Genomic DNA, 20,842 nt, shown 5'->3' on the forward strand with positions numbered 1-20,842 from the left:
TCAGTGGCTTTTAAAGGTTAATTATTTTACTGGTTATTAATCAGTCACAACCTCAGGGTTGGAAACTAATAACATTCGACCGCGAGCAGCTAAGTAAGTAGCTACTTGCAACTGCATTTCTGTATTAGCGGCAGCACTGCCTTCAACAGTTGCAGCTTGTGCATCATCTTGAGCTGGCGTTAAGATAGAACCATGATGCCCTTTAGTAAATTTAACTAAGTAGCTTGTTGGTGTTTCAGTCAATGCTTGCGAAGTACTTACTGTTTCAAGACCCATCAAGTTAGCTAATGGAATTGTGCCTGAAATAGGATTATTTGCTGCCATTGGTGGTATCACTTGGTCAGGCTTGTTATCAACACCATCGCCCACAACAACATTAGTATAAACAGGAGTGCCTAATGCTTTTACAGTGGCTGCATAATTAGTTGGATCGCCACTATCAAGTGCTGTTTGCGCCGCAAATGCAAATTGAGTAAACACTCCTTGAATATTAGTAAGCTTACTTGTTTCGCCAGCTGTAGTTAACGAAGCTACATACTCGTTATAACCACAGGTTAAATATGCTTCCATATCTGGCAATACTGCACCACAGTTAGACACTGCATCAACTTGTAAATACGCGTTAAACTCATCAGCTTCTGTTGTACCTGCTTGTGAAAGTACTGAACCTTGAATAAATGGACCAAATGCAGCTGATTCTAGTAAGAAGCTAGCTATACCGCCGCCGCCGCTTGCAAGTGCTACTGTGTTTACATTAAATAATGGGTCAACGGTTGGCGCTAATGGGTTATTAGCTTGTGCAATAAATGCAGGGGCTACAATAGAGCCTAATGAATGACCAATGTAAGTTACATCTTGCGCATTAATCGTTGCATCATTAATAAAGTTTAGACCTAAACGTAAACCTAATAAATCAGCCGCTGATTGACGTAAGCTATCACGCGCAACAAGTAATGAACTTAAATTCATGTAACTAAGCACAGAACCTGTTGTTGCATTAAAGTCGTCTGTTCCATCACCATCAACATCTATTCCACGCTCACCATGTCTTGGATGGTCAATAGCAACTGTTGCAAAGCCTTGAATAGAAAGCTGCGCCGTTAAAGCAAGCATACTTTCTTTTTGTGTTGTAATACCGTGTTGCATAATAACAACTGGCCATCCGCTATCAGGCATTGCGATAGGATCTAATTGTAACTGCGCACGTACACCATTAATTATTGGTAAAATAGGCTTAGTAACTTGCACTGGCACATTTGCCATGCTTTGTACTTTTGGAATGGAGTTATATTTTGTTAAATGACGTGTGCTATCTAGTCCTAAGTCACGTAATTGCCCGTCACTTAATGCAGAACATAAACCATCATTTTCACTAATAGGATCTGTCGGAAATGCATCACCAGCAACGGCCTTGTAACCGATTATTGCCACCGCGTTATCACACATACCTTGCCAATATGTATCACTTAAATCACTAATATCAGTACCCGTTGGTGTACCTAGATACATCGGTAGCATAATGCTACCTTTTTGATATTGCACACCAGAGAAAGCAGCAGACACTTCTACACCCTGAGAAGCAAATACCTGTTGCACATTTACCATAGGTTGTTCAGGAACTTGAAGCGCAGGCGTTGGCATCGCAGGCTGTTGCAAACTTGCAGCTAGCAATTTTTTAATTGTCCCAAGTACTGGCCCCGCAGACTGAATAGTCATTGCGCTAGAAAAAATAATATCTTCTTTTGTTATATTTCCTGAACTTACAACTACATTTTCGTAACTGTTAACAGCGCCCTGCAAACCAAGTTGGGCTTCTGTAATTAATGGCGCTTCTTGCTTAACCAGACCATAAGTAGAAGAAGGCTCGATAGAGCGTCCTAATGAATCTTTAAGGCCAGTAGTTAGTACATTGATGTATGAGCTACCTGCCGTAAATGGTTTTAAAGGAATAATTGCAACGGCATCACCAGAAGCTTGAGTAACAAAATCAACACCAAAAGTAAGCTCACCGACCAATTTACAAGCTGTACCGGCAGCAACAACTGAACATTCTGCGTCAGTTAAACTTGCACCCATTACTACTTCAAAAATGCGAACTGTACCTGGTGTCCCAGCAGACGTTTCATCTAAGCTAACATTTGGTGGGAATGTTAAATCGATTTTATAAGGAACCTGAGAAGACCAACCGTCAAGTGCGCCTAGAGCAAGCTGAGGATCTGCATAAGCTGCTCGAGAAATAGACACATTGTTGTCATCTAATTCTCCAGGAATATTAAGTGTACCGTCTTGGGTTCCACTCATTAATAAATCATTAGGTACCGATAAGATACCTGCAGCAGGGTCAAAAGTAACCGTTGCTGTTGGAATAACGGTTGCTGTGTCGTTCTTAACATCTTCTAACGTTTCTCCGCCGCCACAACCTGCCAAGGCAGCTGTAACAGAGAGTGAAAGTAGCATTTTTTTCATATTGTTGGCTCCGCACATATTTTATTTTTATAGTGTGTTTAATCAGTGTATTAAGTTAAAACAATGTAATCAGGTTATTAATGAGACATTAGACCAGTTAAACTTAACGTAAAGTTTCTATTTTCGCCACCTAATTTTACAATAAATTCGATTACTTCACGTTTCGCTATGTTAAAATCAAAAAAAATAGATGAATGGGTACTTTTATGCACACATATCAAGCGGCTGAAAACGCACTTAAAGATAAAATTATTTTAATAACAGGCGCCGGTGATGGTATTGGCCGAGTAGCAGCAATTACGTATGCAAAATACGGCGCTACAGTTATCTTATTAGGAAAAACAACTAATAAACTTGAATGTGTTTACGATGAAATTGTTAATGCGGGTTACCCTAAACCTGCAATTGTGCCCATGGACTTAAAAGGCGCAACTAAACAAAACTATCGTGACCTTGCTGCAACAATTGAATATCAATTTGGCCGCCTTGATGGCTTGCTTAATAATGCAGGTATTTTAGGGTCACTTGGTCCACTTGAACATTTTTGCTCATCTACGTTCGAAAACATAATGAAAGTAAACGTGACCGCGCAAGCGATGATCACTAAAGCGCTTTTTCCTGTTCTTCGTAAGTCTGATAATGCATCGATAGTATTTACGTCATCAGGTGTAGGCCGCAAAGGCCGTGAGTTTTGGGGGCCATACGCCATCTCAAAATTTGCTGTAGAAGGCATGATGCAAACATGGGCATGTGAAGTAGGCAAAACGAATATTCGTATAAACTGTATTAATCCAGGCGCTACTCGCACTTCTATGCGCGCTGCTGCATACCCAGGAGAAGATAGAGACGCGCTTGCTACACCAGAAGATTTAATGCCAACCTACTTATACTTGATGAGCGATGATTCTAGTAAAGTGAATGGCGAATCGTTAGATGCTCAAGTAAAAAAGTAATTTAGAGTTTAAAAAATTTAAACAACACATTAAAAAAGCCGCAATTAGCGGCTTTTTTGTGTTCAATAAATAACTAATTTATTATTTACGTTTAGTAGGCTTAACACGTTGATTGTGTTTTTTAACTGCTTTGCGGATCTGGTTGATTTTAGCGCGTTTATCTTTGCGTTTTTCAGGCATAACAGAAAGCTTAGTTTGTGTCTCGCGCCCTAATTTAACGGTTTTGCGTAAGTAGTTTACTGTTTCTAAATCATACTCCATCCAACCACCTTGTGGCACGCGCTTATCAAGCTCTAGTTTACCGTAACGAATACGAATAAGACGAGATACTTCCGCATCTTGAGACTGCCATAAACGACGTACTTCACGGTTACGTCCTTCATTTAACGTTACGTTAAACCAGCGGTTAACGCCTTCGCCACCCATAGGGGTTACAGTCGTGAATTTGGCTGGACCATCTTCAAGCTCAACACCACGTAGTAAGTTTTTAACCGTTTCATTGGTTACTTCACCAAATACACGCGCAGAGTATTCACGCTCTACTTCATAGCTTGGGTGCATCAAGCGGTTAGCTAATTCACCATCATTAGTAAAGAGCATCAAACCCGAAGTATTAACGTCTAATCGGCCAACCGCAATCCAACGCTCACCATCAATACGAGGAAGTCGGTCAAATACTGTACGACGCCCTTCTGGATCTTTACGTGTGCTTAACTCACCTTCGGGTTTGTTATACATAATCACACGACAGATTCTATCTGCTTTTTCTTCAATCTTTACAGTGTGCCCGTCAACACGAATCAAATCGGTTTCTTCAACACGGTCTCCTAACTTTGCCACTTTACCGTTTACACTAACGCGGTTTGCATCAATGTATTTTTCCATTTCACGGCGTGAGCCTACGCCTGCACGGGCTAAGACTTTTTGTAACTTTTCACCTTGTATAATACTCATTCGGATGGTTCTCTCACAGAAGGATCGCTCAATAACTGGTTAATTTTACTTTGCTGCTCTGTTGGCAGCGCAGGTAAGTTTTCAAGTCCAGTTAACGAAAAATAATCTAAAAATTGTTTAGTAGTTGCATATAAAGCCGGCTTACCCGGAACCTCTTTATGCCCTACCACTTTAACCCACTCTCTTTCGAGTAGGGTTTTAATAATATTCGAACCCGTAGTAACACCCCTTACTTGCTCAATTTCACCGCGCGTAATGGGCTGCCTATATGCAATAAGTGATAATGTTTCCAGTAAAGCACGTGAGTATTTTGGTGCACGTTCTTGCCACAAGTTATTTAACCAAGGGCTTAAACTACTACATGCCTGAAAACGATACCCACTACCAACTTCAACTAAGCGAATACCACGAGTTTGAAAATGTTCTTGTATTGTATCTATTGCGTCGTTTATTCGCGCCATAGAAATAGCTAAATCTATTAATACAGTATCTTTAAGGTGGCGTTTACTCACAGGCTTATCTGCAACAAAAATAGCTGCTTCAATGATCTCAACTAGTTGTTCATCACTAATTCGCCGACCCGCCATACACACTCTTAACAAATAAAAATACACAGCCATCTATTATGACAGAACAACGCCAAACTAGGAAAATATATCTACTAAATAACTAGATTTTAAATACAAAAAAGCCAGTGATTATCACTGGCTTCTAATTTACTCTTTAAAACAACAAATATTAGCTGTGTTTAATGGCTTCTAATGCATCATCTTCAGCTACTGCGTTACCGTATTTTTTAATGTAACCCATAAACTCGCTTTTACTGATGCGCTTATCTTGGTTTTTATCCATGTAACCAAAGTGATTTGAAATATCATCGTCGTTACCTTCAACTACCGAAATATAGCCATTACTGTCGTTATCTAAGCTTGAAAAGCTGCTTTCAATTTTATCGAATTTAGCGATTTCAGCTTTAAATGCCGACTCACTTACTTCAGAATCAGTGGCTACTTTACCATTGTTTAACTTCATGTAAGTGTTGAATTCTTTGCGGCTAATTTCGTTATCCATATTGGTATCAATATTTGAAAAATGGCCCCAAATGCTATCGTCATCAGCTTCAACTTTTGAGATGTAGCCATCGCTGTCATTATCTAAACTTGCAAAGTCACTGTCTATTCTTTCAAGACCCTGATTAGATGAACAAGCCGCTAGGCTTAATGATGCTAAAATAGTGGCTGCTAATGTTAACTTTTTCATATGACGTATCCTTCGTAATTAATTAAATGTCACTTTAACTAATACAAATCCAATGCCAATAATAGTTAACTTATAAGAATCAACAACTTAATCTTGGTTGGTGCATTTATTGAACAGTTTCAACAAGTTAAGCTTGCAAGCTTTGCAAACAACCTTGTAATTTTTGCAAAAAAATACCCGGTAAAAAACCAGGTATCTCAATTTTAGTTATATAGTTCAGCTAATAATTAGATTGCTGCGTTTTGGTAGCGTTTAACAAACTCAGTAACGTTTTGACCATTACATTTTAATGAGTTTAAGTTACCAATTTTTTGGCGAACAGGTGCTAAACCTTGTTTTAAAGCCGTCATACATAATTGAGTTTCTTGTTGAGCGTCTTTTGCAAATACTTCTACTTTCTCAACTGATGCGTTGCTTAATGTCGTTTTTTTAGCAATATCGCGAATATCTTCACCATTACATAAAATGCTTTTAGAAAAACGAGATAAGTAAACACCGTGCTGAGCAGCTTCTTTACGAGCAACACTAAAGCCTTCGTTTGCGCTTAGTACACATAACTTAGACTCAATTTTATTATCTTGACTGAAGTAAGTATTGCTTTGTGCTGAAGCAGTTGCAGATGCTAATAAAGCAGTAGCTAAAAGTAGTTGTGTTTTCATGAGAGATCCTATTTGAACGAGCTAAACAAGTGAATTTCGCGCATTATATATTCAATAAAGTTAAGTTCAATTGAATTTTTTATTTATTTAAAAAATTAATACTGCATTTACAATGTTTAAACTTTACTCACCAATTGATCAACATTTGTGCAGCTATTTTCTCATTTCAGTCATGTTATGTACGCGTATTTACTGATACAATTTAATTCATTAAATAGATCCAATTTTAAGGTAAATTTTATGAAAGTGATTTCTTTCAATATCAATGGTCTGCGTGCTCGTCTTCACCAATTACAAGCAATTATCGACAAACATCAACCAGACGTTATTGGTTTGCAAGAGATTAAAGTTCATGACGAAGCATTCCCACTAGAAGATGTACAAAAAATGGGATATCACGTCTACTTTCATGGCCAAAAAGCCCATTATGGCGTAGCTATGTTATGCAAAAAAGAGCCTAAATCGGTCTTAAAAGGCTTTGCTACCGATACAGAGGAATCGCAAAAACGCATGATAAGCGTCACTGTTGAACAAGATAACGGTCGCGACCTTACCGTCATGAATGGCTATTTCCCACAAGGTGAAAATATTAATCACGAAACTAAATTTCCTTATAAACGACAATTTTATAAAGATTTGATGACACACCTTGAAACCAACCACACCCCTGATCAAGACGTCATTGTTATGGGCGATATCAACATATCACCCACCGATTTAGATATTGGGATTGGCGAAGTTAATGCAAAGCGTTGGTTAAAAACGGGTAAGTGTTCTTTCCAACCGGTAGAGCGTGAATGGCTTTCAACATTACTTAATTGGGGCTTTAAAGACACCTTTAGAGAACAAAACCCAGAAACAGACGATCAATATTCGTGGTTTGACTATCGCTCTAAAGGGTTTGTAGATAACCGAGGGCTTCGAATAGATGTAGTACTTGCAACTAATGAGCTTGCAGCACGCTGTATAGATACTGGTATTGACTACGAACTGCGCGGTATTGAAAAACCCTCAGATCATGCCCCTATATGGTCAACATTTAAGTAATTACTATGCTCAGCATAACAATACAAGGGCTACTTTGGGCCCTTGTAATTATTATTGCCCTACTAAGCTTTGATAAAAAAACATATAAAACATTGCTTAATACGCCAGCCCGTCAAACTGGAGTTCTTGCATGTGCGTTAGTGTTTGCAGTGCTTTGGCGAATAAAGGCTGGCATTTTAACTGGCCTTGATTTACACATCCTTGGTGTTACGGCTGCTACATTAATTTTAGGCTGGCGATTGACTATTTTAAGTAGCCTACTTGCCACAGCGCTACTCGCTGCCTTTGGTCAAATTGAACTTGAACTGTTACCAGTACAACTGCTTATTGGTGCGTTTATTCCTATTTTACTAAGCTACCTTGGCTTTATAATTAGTTACCAGTATTTACCTCGTCATTTTTTTGTTTATATATTTGTTTGTGCGTTTATAACTGCAGGGTTTATAGCCTGTATAAAAATAAGCCTAGGTGCTCTATTTTACTTAGCTATAGGGCAATACAATTGGCAAGAACTTGCAGATAACTACGTTTATTTAAGTGCCATAATTTGGTTTCCTGAAGCAATGCTCAACGGCATGGCTATAACAATTATGATCACCTATCGCCCGCATTGGGTAAAAACTTTTTACGATAAGGACTACCTAGACTCATGAGTCTACAATATCAATGCCCGCTATGTAATCTCGCACTTTTGAAAGCTGATTCAACACTTCGTTGTGCTAACAACCACAGCTTTGATTTTGCCAAAGAAGGCTATGTTAATTTACTGCCAGTACAACAAAAAAATTCAAAACAACCGGGCGACTCCCTTGAAATGGTGCAAGCTAGACGCGCATTTTTAGAGCGTGGGTACTACCGCTTTTTACAACAAAATCTTAGCGAGTTAGTCGGTCGAATAAGCGCGAATACGGTTATTGATTTAGGATGCGGTGAAGGTTTTTATACCCAGGCAATAGCAAGTAAAACAGACGCTATAGTGTACGGTGTCGATATTTCAAAATCTGCCGTTAAATATGCAGCAAAGCGCTACCCTAAGTGCCATTTTAGTGTTGCATCAATTAGCCAAGTGCCTTTTGAAAGCCAATTTGCTGATGTACTTATTAGTGTATTTGCGCCTTTGTTTGAGGAAGAACTTGAACGTCTAGCTAATAAAAACGCAACATTAGTGGTAGCAAGCCCAGGCCCTTATCATTTAAAAGAGCTAAAATCGTATATATATTCAGAAGTAAACGAACATACTGAAATAGCCACGCCAAAAGGGTTTCAAAAAGCAGAACAGACTCTTTTAACAGAGCATGTAGCGCTTAGCTTTACTGATATTAAAAATTTAATAATGATGACGCCATTTGCATGGAAATTTAGACCCGAGCACTGGACAGCACTCGAAGAAAAAGGTGAACACAATGTCACCTTATCATTTTATATTACTCAGTTTACCAAAATAGATAATGGTATAACCCGCTAAAACTGCTCTTTAGTAAATGCTCTATCCATTTTTTCAAACATATCTTTAAGTAAGTTAGCAAGCTCCATATAACGGGGCTTGTTTTCACTTAACTGCGTTTGATATCCATTAGCCGCCATTTTAGTGTACAGCTCGTTGTACCATTTTTGCATTGCAGGATCTAAAGGCGTTTGCGCTCGTTTGCCTAACCAAAATAAACCTTGTAAAGGTAGCGATATAAAGAATAATGCACTCGCAATAGCTTGAGGTAAAAAATCAGAACCTAAGTAATTAAGCTGAAAAAACAACGTTAACATAGCCAAGATTGGCATTACTGTAATGGCAAGCTCGGTCGCTCTAATCACTCTAAACTCTAAAAACAAAGGCGCAAGCTCTTTACGCATTGGCCATTTTTTACCATACAAACGGCCTGTTTGTAGTTGTGACATCACACTTTTTTGCATCATGACTCCTCACAGATACTGCTTTTAAATACAATAGAAAACGAGCTATACCAAAGTGTAACACAAAATGAGGGAGTTACACTTTCTCAGTAAAAGAGCTTAAATTTCCCCTTTAATGGCGAACAATCCTAACTTAAACATCATAAATAAGGTAAAATATTTAACATTGAGTTAACCACTTTGCAGTTGAACATTTAATTGTTCTAGCTTTATTTAATACCGTAAGTGTAACTATCACGTATTAACGTTCACTTACTAAATTTGTTTATGGAAATTGAATCTATGCCAACAACCTCACCTGAATCCCAACATGTTTTAGTTTTAAACTGTGGTAGCTCTAGTTTAAAGTTTGCCATTATTGATGCAAACGACGGTCACGAAATTATATCAGGCCTTGCTGAACGCTTGGGCGCCAAAGCCCCCTCAATTAAATACAAATTTAATGGAACTAAGACGGTTATCGACTTAGCGGCTAATCAAGCGCATGCTGAGGCTATAAATACGCTTGTAAGCTTAATAAAGGATCATAACCTTGATGAGCACCTTATTGCTGTTGGGCACCGTGTTGTTCATGGCGGAGAGCATTTCACAAAGTCAGTCTTAATTGATGAAGACGTAATTAACGGTATTACTAAAGCGTCTTCTTTAGCGCCGCTACATGGTCATGCGAACTTGTTAGGTATTTCATCTGCACAAGCTTCATTTATAGGTTTACCCCAAGTAGCAGTATTTGACACAGCATTTCATCAAACTATGGATGAAGTTGCCTACCTTTACGCCCTACCCTATAAGCTTTATACAGGCTACGGTGTAAGACGCTATGGTATGCACGGCACAAGTCATTACTATGTAGCAGGACAAACTGCTAAATTATTAAATCAGCCTGTAGAAAAGAGTAATTTCATTAGTGCTCATTTAGGTAATGGCTGCTCTGTTACTGCAATAAAAAATGGTAAAAGTGTTGATACCAGTATGGGTTTAACACCATTGGCTGGTATTGTTATGGGTACTCGCAGTGGAGATATTGACCCCGGTTTATTTAATTTTTTAACTACACAGCTTAGTTACAACGCTCAGCAAATAGATAATTTATTAAACCAAGAAAGCGGCCTACTAGGTATTAGCGAACTCTCTAACGATTGTCGAACGATTGAAGAAGCCGCTGTTGCCGGACATAAACAAGCACGTTTAGCGCTGGATATTTTTTGCTACCGACTAGCCAAACAAATTGCAGCCTACATGGTACCATTACAACGTTTAGATGCACTTATATTTACTGGCGGCATTGGCGAAAACTCCGATATCATACGTGAAAATGTCATTAATCAATTAGCTTTTTTAGGGTTCAGTTGTGACCAGAAGAGCAATCTTGATGCACGTTTTGGTAATCAAGGTATTATTAGTTCAGCCAATACTTCACCCAAAGTGGTAGTAATGCCGACCAACGAAGAGTGGGTTATTGCACTTGATGCCGCTAACATCGTAAAGGAGCTTTAATATGGCACGTCGTATTATGTTAATTCCTGTGTCTACCGGTGTGGGTTTAACGTCGGTATCAGTTGGTTTAGTTCGCGCTCTTGAGCAAAAAACAGTTAAAGTTAACTTTTTTAAACCCATCGCTCAGCCTCGTTCAGGCGAAACAGGTCCTGAAAAGTCAACACAAATAGTCACTCAAGGTTCACCTATTAACCCACCCACCCCTTTTGCTCTTGATTATGCTGAGCAAATGATTGGCGACGGTAAAGGTGATGATCTACTAGAGGAAATTGTTGAACGCTTTGAAAGTAAAATAAACGACGATGAAGTAGCTATTATTGAAGGTATGGTGCCTACTCGTCGCCAACCTTATGCTGGGCGTGTAAACCGCGAAATTGCGCAAACACTCGGCGCTGAAATTGTATTTGTACTTACCCCTGGTAATTACACCATTACTCAAATAGAAGACCGCCTAGAAATTGCAGCAGGTAATTACGGTGGAATCGATCATCCTCGTGTACTGGGCTGTATTTTTAATAAAGTAAATGCGCCACTTGATGAAGAAGGCCGTGCACGCGCCGATTTAGTCGACGCTTACAAACCCGAAGAGCTTGAAAACGAGTTAAATCGTTTAGCGTCTTTACCTATTTTTAAAAAAAATCCGTTTATGTTGCTTGGCGCAATCCCGTGGGATTTTGACTTAGTAGCGCCACGCGTAAAAGACTTAAGCGCGTATTTAAAAGCAACAATAATTAACGAAGGCGATATGCTTCATCGTCGCCTGCGTCGTATCACTTTTTGCGCTCGTACGGTTTCTAATATTTTAAATTATTTTACGCCAGGTGCTTTATTAGTAACACCGGGCGATCGCTCTGACATACTTGTTGCTGCGTGTTTATCTGCTATGAACGGCACTAAACTTGGCGCTATATTACTCACCGGTGGCTTTGAGCCAGAGCCACGTATTATGGCTTTGTGTGAACAAGCTATGCAAACCGGTTTACCAATACTCGCAACCGATGCCGACACATGGCGCACATCACTATTACTGCATAACTTTAATATGGAAGTACCAAATGATGATGACCAACGCATTGAAAAAGTAAAAGATCACAACGCAGAACATATCAATTCAAGCTGGCTCGATACTCTAGCTCAAAGTGTAGGCAAAACGCGTAAGTTATCACCACCTGCATTTCGTTATTTATTAACCGATAAAGCACGTAAAGCAGATAAAACCGTAGTATTACCAGAAGGGAATGAACCTCGTACAATTAAAGCGGCTGCTATTTGTGGTCAACGTGGCATTGCTAAAACTATATTGCTTGGCGATCGCGAAGAAATAATGCGTATTGCACAGCAGCAAGGTATTGAGCTAAACGAACATGTAAGTATCATCGAGCCAAAAAGTATTATAAATGATTATATTGCGCCTATGGTCGAAATTCGTAAAAGCAAAGGCCTAACTGCTGTAGTAGCACAAGAGCAACTACAAGATAACGTCGTACTTGGCACAATGATGCTTGAGCAAGGTAAAGTAGATGGTTTAGTATCGGGCGCGGTAAATACCACTGCCAATACAATTCGCCCGCCCCTGCAGTTAATTAAAACAGCGCCAGGATCATCACTAGTATCATCCGTATTTTTTATGCTGCTACCTGATCAAGTGTTAGTTTACGGCGACTGTGCAATTAACCCCGACCCTAATGCTGAACAACTTGCTGACATAGCGATTCAATCTGCCGACTCTGCAGCTGCATTTGGCATAGAGCCACGTGTAGCCATGATAAGCTACAGCACGGGTACGTCAGGTACGGGTGCCGATGTTGAAAAAGTACGTGAAGCCACAAAAATAGCAAAACAAAAACGTCCTGATTTAATTATCGACGGCCCACTACAATACGATGCCGCTATAATGGAAAATGTAGCACTTAAAAAAGCACCTAACAGCCCTGTAGCTGGTAAAGCGACTGTATTTATATTCCCAGATTTAAATACAGGTAATACAACATATAAAGCAGTACAACGCAGTGCCGACTTAATAAGTATCGGCCCTATGCTTCAAGGTATGCGCAAACCCGTAAACGACTTGAGCCGTGGTGCATTAGTCGATGATATTGTGTATACAATCGCCTTAACTGCAATTCAGGCAGCCCAAGCAGAAGCGCTAATAGCACATTAAACACAACGTGTGCTTTTTATAGCCTAGCTATTATTTATTTAATAATTAACTAGTTAGGCTATTTATACCCTGCAACCCCCATACTTATCCACAGAAATTGTGGGTAAGTTTTTAATCTCTATTAAAACCCACTTCCAAATGCTCATTTTAGTCACGCTTACACCTTTAACTTGAAGGCAATAATCTATACTATAAAGCTATCAATAATGCTGTATCGCAGGCGTTTAATGTCAAAACAAACATTACAATTACACAGCACGGTTTTATCTATTCACAGTTTAGATGTTGACGCCGATATACCTGCGGCGCTACTCAAGCTTCCTTTATTTTTTATATCTAAAACCCAGGATGAACTATCTATTGTTTGCCCTAGTAGCTTTGAAATAGAGAGTTTAGATACCGAATCTGATTGGCAAGCACTTGAGGTGGTTGGCCCACTTGGTTTTTCGCTGACCGGAATAATGGCTAATATATCGGGTGTATTAGCACGCGCTAAAATTTCTATTTTTTCAATCTCAACCTACGATACCGATTATATTTTAGTAAAAAAGCAAACGGCCTCACTAGCACTTAACGCCTTAAAAAAAGATGGTTACAACGTGGTGGCCCAATAGCATATGAAAGCACAAACAATTGAATATCTAGCACTCAATAAAACTCCCCGCAGTGCCATCCTTATTACAAGCCCATTTACAGGTAAAGTAATACCGCTTCAAGAACACCCCGAACCTATTTTTAGGTTTGGTATTCTCGGTCCTGGTATTACTGTAAAGCTCAGTAGCCACAAAATTTTAGCGCCGTTTGATGGCACGTTATTACAAGTAAAAAACGCAGGTACTGAGTTTATTTTACAGGCTAAAAATGGTTTAAAAGTTTTAATCAACTTAACTATTACCGGTTCGCAATCAATTACACATACTCATATTGCACAATTAAATGGTAGTGAAATAAGTAAAGGCCAGCGCCTCGCTTATTTTGATTTACGCGAACTAGAAACGCCTATGCTGGCCAGTTTAATCTTACTTAACGGCCATAATCTCGGCACATTTCATTACTCACATTCGCATGTAAATGCGGATGTAGATACCTTATTAACTATTATTAAGAAGAACTAAATTTATGATCACTCTATACGGTATTAGCAATTGCGACACGATAAAAAAAGCAAAAAAATACTTAGCCGACAACAACATCGAATTTACGTTTCATGATTACCGCAAAGATGGCGTAGATGAGCAAATGGTAAGTGATTTTGCAGATAAACTCGATTGGGAACAGCTTGTTAATAAACGTGGCACAACTTATCGCGCACTAACTGATGAGCAAAAACAGAGTTTGACTAAAGAAAGTGCTATCCCATTGTTAGTTGAACAACCTGCCATGATCAAACGCCCAGTACTTATTAACAATGGCAGTTACCACTTAGGTTTTAAAGCAGCCCAATACGATGAGATATTTAAATCATGAAAGATGATGTAATTGCACTCGCTCAAGCACTAATACAACGTGAGTCAGTAACGCCCGAGGATGCTGGCTGCCAACAGATGATGAACGATCGCCTTGCTGCGGTTGGTTTTAATATTGAGTCATTATTTTTTACCGACACATTAAATACATGGGCTCGAAAAGGCACACAATCACCGCACTTTTGTTTTGCAGGCCACACTGATGTTGTGCCAACAGGCCCAGAGAAAAATTGGCAACACCCGCCGTTTTCAGGATTAATAAAAGACGGTTTATTACATGGGCGCGGCGCTGCCGATATGAAAGGCTCGTTAGCTGCAATGCTTGTTGCAACCGAGCGTTTTGTTACTAAACATCCAGATCATAAAGGCTCAATTTCTTTTTTAATAACCTCCGACGAAGAAGGCCCGTTTATAAACGGGACTACCCGTGTAATTGATACGCTAGAGGCGCGCGGTGAAAAAATTGATATGTGCCTAGTAGGCGAGCCTTCATCACGAGATGTATTAGGTGATGTTGTTAAAAATGGCCGCAGAGGTTCACTTACCGCTTTTTTAACCGTTAAGGGTGTACAAGGGCATGTCGCCTATCCACATTTAGCACAAAACCCAATTCACCTAGCAACCCCTGCCCTTACTGAGCTTAGCCAAACGGTGTGGGATAACGGAAATGAATACTTCCCTGCTACCAGCTTTCAAATTTCAAATATTAATGGCGGCACAGGTGCAGGCAACGTGATCCCGGGTGAGCTAGAAGTACAGTTTAACTTTAGATTTAGCACGCAAGTAACACATGAGCAATTACAACAACGTGTAAATGACATACTACAAAAGCATAACTTAAATTATGAATTAAGCTGGATAGTAAATGGCTTACCTTTTATTACCGAGCACGGCCCACTTGTTGATGCCACAGTAAAAGCGATTAAATCAGTAACCGGTTTAACCACAAACCTAGAAACTACCGGCGGCACATCAGATGGTCGCTTTATTGCACAAACAGGTGCTAAAGTAATTGAACTTGGCCCACGTAACGAAACTATTCATAAAGTAGATGAATGCGTAAGTACCGATGATTTAATAGCCCTTACCGACATTTACGAGCAAATACTAGAGCAACTTTTAGCATAATGGATGTAACTAAACCAACATCGATAATGTGTATCACAGGGCAAAGTGATACACATTTAACTGACATACTAAATCATCGCTTGCACAGCGCTATTATTAGCGACTTTTTAGCGCTGCAAAGTGCAGCTCAAAAAGCGGGATTTGATCTTACTATTGCCTCAAGTTTTCGCGACTTTGAACGCCAGTCAATTATTTGGAATAATAAGTTTTTAGGTATTCGACCTGTTTATAATAAACAGCAAAAGGTTGTAAATTTAACTAAATTAAATGATGTAGATAAATGCATAGCAATAATGCTCTACTCTGCACTACCTGGCGCAAGCAGACACCATTTAGGGACTGACTTAGATGTGTTTGATAAAGCTGCGGTCAGTGATGATTATAAGCTACAGCTAACACCTGATGAATACTTGCAAGGTGGTCCGTTTGCACCTTTAAGTAATTGGCTTGATACTAACTTAGTTAAATTTGGTTTTTATCGCCCTTACCAGCATGATTTAGGTGGCGTAGCACCTGAGCTTTGGCATATAAGCCATATTAAGCAATCACAATTATTAGTGAATAAACTTAGCGAGCAAGTACTTTCTGAATGCATAAAAAACAGTGAACTACAGGGTAAGCAGGCAATACTTGATAACTTACCTGCTATTTATAAACGCTTTGTAACAAACGTAAGCCCACACCTAAAAGAAGGTTAGGTTTTATTAAGCCTTCTTTTTATTTAAAATAAACACCAGCACGGCCCCTAATATTAACGAGCTTGCTACTATAAACTCCATTGTTACCTGCTCTGATAAAAACATAACACCAGCAATGGCAGCAAGTACCGGCACACAAAGTTGCACAACCGCAGCTTGGGTACTTTTAAGTAGTGGCATTGCTACATACCAAACACTATAACCAACTCCAGACGCTATTGCCCCCGAGGCACACGCAAGTAATACCCCTTCAATACTCATATTTTTTAAATAACTCATACCTACAAGTAATAAAACAGGGATAGCAACTAAGCTTCTTATAAAGTTAAACCCAGTAGTACGCAGTGGCGATACGCACACTTTACCGCGAATACTGTAAATACCCCATGCCACACCACTGAGTGCCATAAGTGATGCACCTAATAATGAAGGCACCGCTGCAGATGGCAGCATTAAATATACAAAACCAGATAACGCCACTATAAATGCACACCACTGGAGTACGCTTAATTGCTCATTTTGATAAATACCCCAGCCAATCATAGTAAGTTGCACAGCAGAAAATAAAATTAGTGCACCGGTACCGGTATCTAGCTCTACGTAGGCAATCGAAAAACAAAGCGCGTAAACAAGCAGGCTAATACTGCTTCGCCAGCTTCCTCTGTCACTTAAAATAGCGGGATTGAATGTGCCTTTACGTTTTAAATTATGGGTATAAATAGCCATTATAATGCCCAAACATGCAGCCCCGCTAAGTAAGCGAATAACAGTAAAGTTCCAAGCATCTATATAACCTTCTGCTAAGGCCATTCTGCAAAAAAGAGAATTTGCGGCAAACGCAATTAAAGCAATTAATGTGTATATGGTGGCTTTCAAAAAAATTCCTTCGCAACGAAAAATAACTATATTGTTTTAACTCACTCGCTAATTAACCAACCACGTTCAAGCCATTGATTAATTTTAGTAATTAAAAACCCAGCGATTTTCTCGCCTGGGAGTTCATTTAAACAGGATTGACATAACTGTGCAAAGGGTGTGTTTTGTTTTAATAAACTCAGTAAGCGATATTCTTGTGCATTAACGCTTAAATACTGTGTACGCCTTTGAGCATCACGTGCTACAACCCAAAAGCGAGGTTCTGAGACTCTTGGCTCTGGCGGTGTTTGCTTTTGTTTTATTGCCTGCCAACTTTCAACCGCCAACGTATTAAACGCAACTAACTGTACACTTGGATGTAATTTTAATAGTAAATTTGGCCATTGTTGAGGTTCAATACTTTCAAGCTCTGATACATTAAGTAATGTTTTATCGCTTGCATCAAAAGTACTTAGTAATAGTCGTTCAAATTTGGCTATATCTGCAAGTATGGGGTAATCACTAAAAGGAGTATTAGCGGCTAAATAATCTGGTAGTTGCTCTGCAAAAATTCGTAGTGACGTATGAGTTGAAGGATATAAAGCTAAATAACCATCAACCATCATCTCAAATAAATCATCACCTAAGTAAATGCCCAGCTGTTCGTGATCTTGCTCAATCACGGCTCTTAAGCGAATTTTATAAGCGCTTTGATAAATAGAGAGTCGCTGTTGTGTATTTAACTGCCCTTGCTGCGCAATTTGCTCGCTAATATCCGAGCTTTCACCTTGCAGTAAATTCATAAACTGTTTTTGCAACTTTGCTAAATCACTCATGAACTTATATCCCAAAACGGTTTCACTAGCGCTTTAGCATGCTCAAGCTCAGTAATTAAATCATCAAGGGAGCCAATATTATCATCGCGTTCAATCATGGTACTTACCGGATTTAATGTGTTTGCATACTGAGCATATAAGTCCCATACCGCATCGGGAACATCTTCATCGTGCGTATCTATAATATGCGTACCAAAGTCTTGATGTCCTGCTAAGTGAATTTGTGCAATAGCTGTACTCGGAATAGCTGATAAATAATCCATTGCATTAAAGTCGTGATTACGCGCACTTACATAAACATTATTTACATCCATTAAAAACTTACAGCCTGTTTGCTTATGTAATTGCGCTAAGAATTCCCACTCACTCATTTGTGAATCGTTATAGGTTAAATAGCTCGATACATTTTCAAAAATCATTTCGCGCCCTAGGTAGTCCTGAACTTGTGAAATTTTATTTGCTAAATGATCAAGCGCCTCTGAGGTGTAAGGCATTGGTAGTAAATCGTGGCTATTAATACCGCCCACTTGGGTAAAACATAAATGATCAGACACCCACTGCGGCTCAACCCTCGCAATTGTGTTTTTTAACTGATTTAAGTAGTCCTTATTAATAGGGTCAATACTACCAATCGACATTGATACCCCATGCATAACAATCGGATAATCTGCTCTTATTTTATTTAAATAATGCCAAGGTTTTCCACCGGCTACAAAATAGTTTTCTGAGATAATTTCAAACCAATCTACAGATGGTTTCTCTGCAATAATTTGCTCAAAATGCGGGGCTCTCAGTCCTAAACCAAAACCTAAAAAACGATTTGTCATAAACTTCCTTAATAAGCCTGAATAAGAAAACACATCGTTCAGGCTTATTTTATGCGTTCGATAATTTGTATTAGCTACCTACAAAGCCACCAATATCACCACATGCTTTTGCAGGCATTGATACAAAACCGGTGCCTTTACATGATGCATGTCCAGCACAAGCATTATTAGCAGTCTTACAATCGTTATGACCGCCACACACATTTACATCGTTACAATGTACTAAATCTGCTTTAGCTACACTGCCAACCCATTTATCTTTTACTGTACCGCCAACGTCAGCACATGATTTTGCAGGCATTACTACAAAACCAGTCCCTTTACATGACGCTTGACCTGCACATGCATTCTCAGCTGTTTTACAATCGTTATGGCCACCACATACATTCGCATCATAACAATGAACTAAATCAGTTGTTGCGCCATTATTAGCAACTGCACTTGATGTTGCCGTTTCTGCCTCTATTGCATTACAACCAACTAAACCTGCTACCATTACAGCCATTGCTGCACCTGTAAACTTTTTCATTTTTTAATTCCTCTGAGTGATATAACTCTTAGCAAGACCGCTAAAGCGAAAATACTATTTCAGTGTAGTTGATAATAAACCAAAAAAAATTCACACTTTGTTCACTAATGTCATTTTATATTTCTTTATTAGCAGGCAGTTTTACTCTACGATTTTTTACAATATTTCACACATTTAGCTAAAAATAGTATGTTAATGTATACAGGTAAATTAAGAGGAGTGCTCAGTGCGCCGCAGTATAATTTTAAGCTTTTGTTTTATTTTAAGTGGGTGTAGCACAATGGGTTTTAATGACCTATTTAATGACTATGCCACGCAAATGACACCAATAAGAAATGCGATCGAGAAAAATAACATCGAAGAAGCGCAATCCCTTATTGCTAATAATAGCACCCTGCACAGCAGCTACTTACTCAACCAACTTGAGCAAGCTCGTTTAAACGACTTAGCAAATACGCCAGATGATGCACAAAGTAAATTTGAGAACGTGTATACGCAAATGCAAAAAAAGCGTGAAGCCGCCAAAATACAAGTTAGTGCGGGCCTTGAACAAAGTAACGCTTTATTTACCAACGACTCAGCAATAACTTATGTGCCACCCGCTTACGAAATGAGCATGCTTCATAGTTATAAAGCACTTAACTACGTGTATAAAAATGATGTTGAAGGCGCATTGGTCGAAATTCGCCGAGCTAATAAAGTACAAGTTGATGCGCTTAGCGAGAATGAAGCAGAAGTAGACTCAACCGTTAAAGAAGCTCAGCAACACTACCCAAGCATGAGCAATGTAACCAGAAACATAAAAAATGGCTTTCAAAATGCCTACACATTTTACTTATCTGCTTTGCTTTACCAAAGTGCTAAACAATACGACGACGCCTATATCGATTATAAAAAAGCATTGGCTATACAACCTAACAATATTTATTTACAGCAAGATGTAATGCGCCTTGCTAAAAAACAAGGGTTTGACCAAGATCTAAATGAATTTAAAAAACGCTTTGGCGATACGCCCACTATTTCTTCATCACAAGGCGAAGTAATTGTTTTATTTGAACAAGGATTAGTACCAAAACAAGATGAATTTAAACTGCGCTTGCCAATTTATTCATCACGTGGCGATGCACGCTTTTACAGCTTGGCGATGCCGGTATATAAAGATAATGCCTATGTGCGCCGCCTTAACAATATAAATATAGATGCACAAAGCTTGGCGCTTAGCCCACTGGTACACATTGAGGCACTTGCAGCTAAAACATTAGAAGATCAAATACCTGCAAAAGTCGCTCGCCAAGTACTCAGATTAGTAGCCAAAGAGAAAGTACGGGCAGAACTTGCTCGCAGTGCCGGTGATGTAGGTAACATACTTGCTAATATTTATAATTTGGCGTCTGAGCAAGCTGATACACGCAGCTGGCTTACACTTCCAAATCAAATAAGTGTCGCAAGGCAAAGCCTAAATACAGGTGAGCATTCTGTGCATATAGGCACACAAGCACCCATAAATTTTACCATTAGTAAGCAAGGGTTAACGTTAATTTACTTAACCTCTATTAATAACTACTTTAATTACCACGTAGTTCAACTTTAGGAGCCAT

22 protein-coding genes are annotated in these 20,842 nt (G+C 39.1%); 12 read left to right on the forward strand and 10 right to left on the reverse strand.

What is annotated here, in order from left to right:
- Nucleotides 1–36: 36 nt before the first annotated feature.
- A complete protein-coding gene (locus H5160_RS01655) occupies nucleotides 37–2,466 on the reverse strand; it encodes a VolA/Pla-1 family phospholipase (RefSeq protein WP_182736507.1) in 2,430 nt (809 codons plus the stop codon).
- A 206-nt stretch (nucleotides 2,467–2,672) separates the two neighbouring features.
- On the opposite strand from H5160_RS01655, the gene H5160_RS01660 reads away from it, so the two are divergent.
- Entirely contained in the window at nucleotides 2,673–3,419 is a 747-nt protein-coding gene (locus H5160_RS01660; RefSeq protein ID WP_002959717.1) for a YciK family oxidoreductase, read from the forward strand.
- An 81-nt stretch (nucleotides 3,420–3,500) separates the two neighbouring features.
- On the opposite strand, the gene rluB is transcribed toward H5160_RS01660, so the two are convergent.
- From rluB to H5160_RS01680, 4 genes are all read right to left on the reverse strand, one after another.
- Nucleotides 3,501–4,373 carry a 23S rRNA pseudouridine(2605) synthase RluB gene (rluB, locus tag H5160_RS01665; protein ID WP_024595359.1) on the reverse strand — a complete coding sequence of 291 codons (873 nt, stop codon included), beginning with the start codon at nucleotides 4,371–4,373 and terminating at the stop codon, nucleotides 3,501–3,503.
- On the reverse strand, nucleotides 4,370–4,960 hold the full coding sequence (gene scpB / locus H5160_RS01670; protein WP_002959713.1) for an SMC-Scp complex subunit ScpB: 591 nt from the start codon (nucleotides 4,958–4,960) through the stop codon (nucleotides 4,370–4,372). Before scpB ends, rluB begins: the two co-directional genes overlap by 4 nt.
- Nucleotides 4,961–5,111: 151 nt before the next feature.
- Nucleotides 5,112–5,633, reverse strand: a complete 522-nt coding sequence (locus H5160_RS01675; protein ID WP_002959711.1) for an EF-hand domain-containing protein — start codon at nucleotides 5,631–5,633, stop codon at nucleotides 5,112–5,114.
- Nucleotides 5,634–5,860: 227 nt separating this feature from the next.
- Complete coding sequence (locus H5160_RS01680) at nucleotides 5,861–6,292, reverse strand: hypothetical protein (protein WP_007582577.1); 432 nt, start codon at nucleotides 6,290–6,292, stop codon at nucleotides 5,861–5,863.
- Nucleotides 6,293–6,532: 240 nt separating this feature from the next.
- Here H5160_RS01680 and xthA point away from each other — a divergent pair, with 240 nt between their 5' ends.
- From xthA to H5160_RS01695, 3 genes are read left to right on the forward strand one after another with little or no spacing between them, the layout of a single operon-like run.
- A complete protein-coding gene (xthA, locus tag H5160_RS01685) occupies nucleotides 6,533–7,339 on the forward strand; it encodes an exodeoxyribonuclease III (protein WP_182694965.1) in 807 nt (268 codons plus the stop codon).
- Between the two features lie 5 nt (nucleotides 7,340–7,344).
- Nucleotides 7,345–7,992, forward strand: coding sequence for an energy-coupling factor ABC transporter permease (locus H5160_RS01690; protein ID WP_182736066.1), 648 nt, complete (start codon nucleotides 7,345–7,347; stop codon nucleotides 7,990–7,992).
- Nucleotides 7,989–8,804, forward strand: coding sequence for a putative RNA methyltransferase (locus H5160_RS01695; RefSeq protein WP_182736508.1), 816 nt, complete (start codon nucleotides 7,989–7,991; stop codon nucleotides 8,802–8,804). Before H5160_RS01690 ends, H5160_RS01695 begins: the two co-directional genes overlap by 4 nt.
- Here the strand turns inward: H5160_RS01695 and yfbV are convergent.
- Nucleotides 8,801–9,247: a terminus macrodomain insulation protein YfbV gene (gene yfbV / locus H5160_RS01700; protein WP_024596543.1), complete on the reverse strand. Its 447-nt coding sequence runs from the start codon at nucleotides 9,245–9,247 to the stop codon at nucleotides 8,801–8,803. The genes H5160_RS01695 and yfbV overlap by 4 nt on opposite strands.
- Nucleotides 9,248–9,529: 282 nt before the next feature.
- On the opposite strand from yfbV, the gene H5160_RS01705 reads away from it, so the two are divergent.
- The 7 genes from H5160_RS01705 (at nucleotide 9,530) to H5160_RS01735 (ending at nucleotide 16,197) form a co-directional block, all read left to right on the forward strand.
- On the forward strand, nucleotides 9,530–10,744 hold the full coding sequence (locus tag H5160_RS01705) for an acetate kinase (protein WP_182736509.1): 1,215 nt from the start codon (nucleotides 9,530–9,532) through the stop codon (nucleotides 10,742–10,744).
- 1 nt (nucleotide 10,745) lies between these two features.
- Entirely contained in the window at nucleotides 10,746–12,905 is a 2,160-nt protein-coding gene (pta, locus tag H5160_RS01710) for a phosphate acetyltransferase (RefSeq protein WP_002959697.1), read from the forward strand.
- A gap of 227 nt (nucleotides 12,906–13,132) precedes the next feature.
- Nucleotides 13,133–13,519, forward strand: a complete 387-nt coding sequence (locus H5160_RS01715; protein ID WP_002959696.1) for an ACT domain-containing protein — start codon at nucleotides 13,133–13,135, stop codon at nucleotides 13,517–13,519.
- Nucleotides 13,520–13,522: 3 nt separating this feature from the next.
- Nucleotides 13,523–14,020, forward strand: a complete 498-nt coding sequence (locus tag H5160_RS01720) for a PTS glucose transporter subunit IIA (RefSeq protein WP_002959694.1) — start codon at nucleotides 13,523–13,525, stop codon at nucleotides 14,018–14,020.
- Nucleotides 14,021–14,024: 4 nt separating this feature from the next.
- Nucleotides 14,025–14,372, forward strand: a complete 348-nt coding sequence (locus tag H5160_RS01725) for an ArsC family reductase (RefSeq protein ID WP_024594546.1) — start codon at nucleotides 14,025–14,027, stop codon at nucleotides 14,370–14,372.
- The gene (gene dapE / locus H5160_RS01730; protein WP_154903259.1) at nucleotides 14,369–15,499 is read left to right on the forward strand and encodes a succinyl-diaminopimelate desuccinylase; all 1,131 of its coding nucleotides are present in this window, start codon (nucleotides 14,369–14,371) and stop codon (nucleotides 15,497–15,499) included. Before H5160_RS01725 ends, dapE begins: the two co-directional genes overlap by 4 nt.
- Nucleotides 15,499–16,197, forward strand: a complete 699-nt coding sequence (locus H5160_RS01735) for a M15 family metallopeptidase (protein WP_182736510.1) — start codon at nucleotides 15,499–15,501, stop codon at nucleotides 16,195–16,197. The genes dapE and H5160_RS01735 overlap by 1 nt, the downstream gene beginning before the upstream one ends.
- A 6-nt stretch (nucleotides 16,198–16,203) precedes the next feature.
- Here H5160_RS01735 and H5160_RS01740 read toward each other — a convergent pair whose 3' ends face one another.
- The 4 genes from H5160_RS01740 to H5160_RS01755 form a co-directional block, all read right to left on the reverse strand.
- Complete coding sequence (locus tag H5160_RS01740) at nucleotides 16,204–17,073, reverse strand: DMT family transporter (RefSeq protein WP_182736511.1); 870 nt, start codon at nucleotides 17,071–17,073, stop codon at nucleotides 16,204–16,206.
- A gap of 41 nt (nucleotides 17,074–17,114) precedes the next feature.
- Nucleotides 17,115–17,888, reverse strand: a complete 774-nt coding sequence (locus tag H5160_RS01745; RefSeq protein WP_182736513.1) for a putative DNA-binding domain-containing protein — start codon at nucleotides 17,886–17,888, stop codon at nucleotides 17,115–17,117.
- The gene (locus tag H5160_RS01750; protein ID WP_182736514.1) at nucleotides 17,885–18,715 is read right to left on the reverse strand and encodes a DUF692 domain-containing protein; all 831 of its coding nucleotides are present in this window, start codon (nucleotides 18,713–18,715) and stop codon (nucleotides 17,885–17,887) included. The genes H5160_RS01745 and H5160_RS01750 overlap by 4 nt, the downstream gene beginning before the upstream one ends.
- Nucleotides 18,716–18,785: 70 nt before the next feature.
- Nucleotides 18,786–19,244: a hypothetical protein gene (locus tag H5160_RS01755; RefSeq protein ID WP_182736515.1), complete on the reverse strand. Its 459-nt coding sequence runs from the start codon at nucleotides 19,242–19,244 to the stop codon at nucleotides 18,786–18,788.
- Nucleotides 19,245–19,470: 226 nt separating this feature from the next.
- Between H5160_RS01755 and H5160_RS01760 the strand changes: the two genes are divergently transcribed.
- Nucleotides 19,471–20,835, forward strand: coding sequence for a COG3014 family protein (locus H5160_RS01760; RefSeq protein WP_024595111.1), 1,365 nt, complete (start codon nucleotides 19,471–19,473; stop codon nucleotides 20,833–20,835).
- Nucleotides 20,836–20,842: the final 7 nt, after the last annotated feature.

The organism is Pseudoalteromonas sp. SG43-4 (assembly GCF_014164325.1).
Taxonomy (GTDB): Bacteria; Pseudomonadota; Gammaproteobacteria; order Enterobacterales; family Alteromonadaceae; genus Pseudoalteromonas; species Pseudoalteromonas distincta.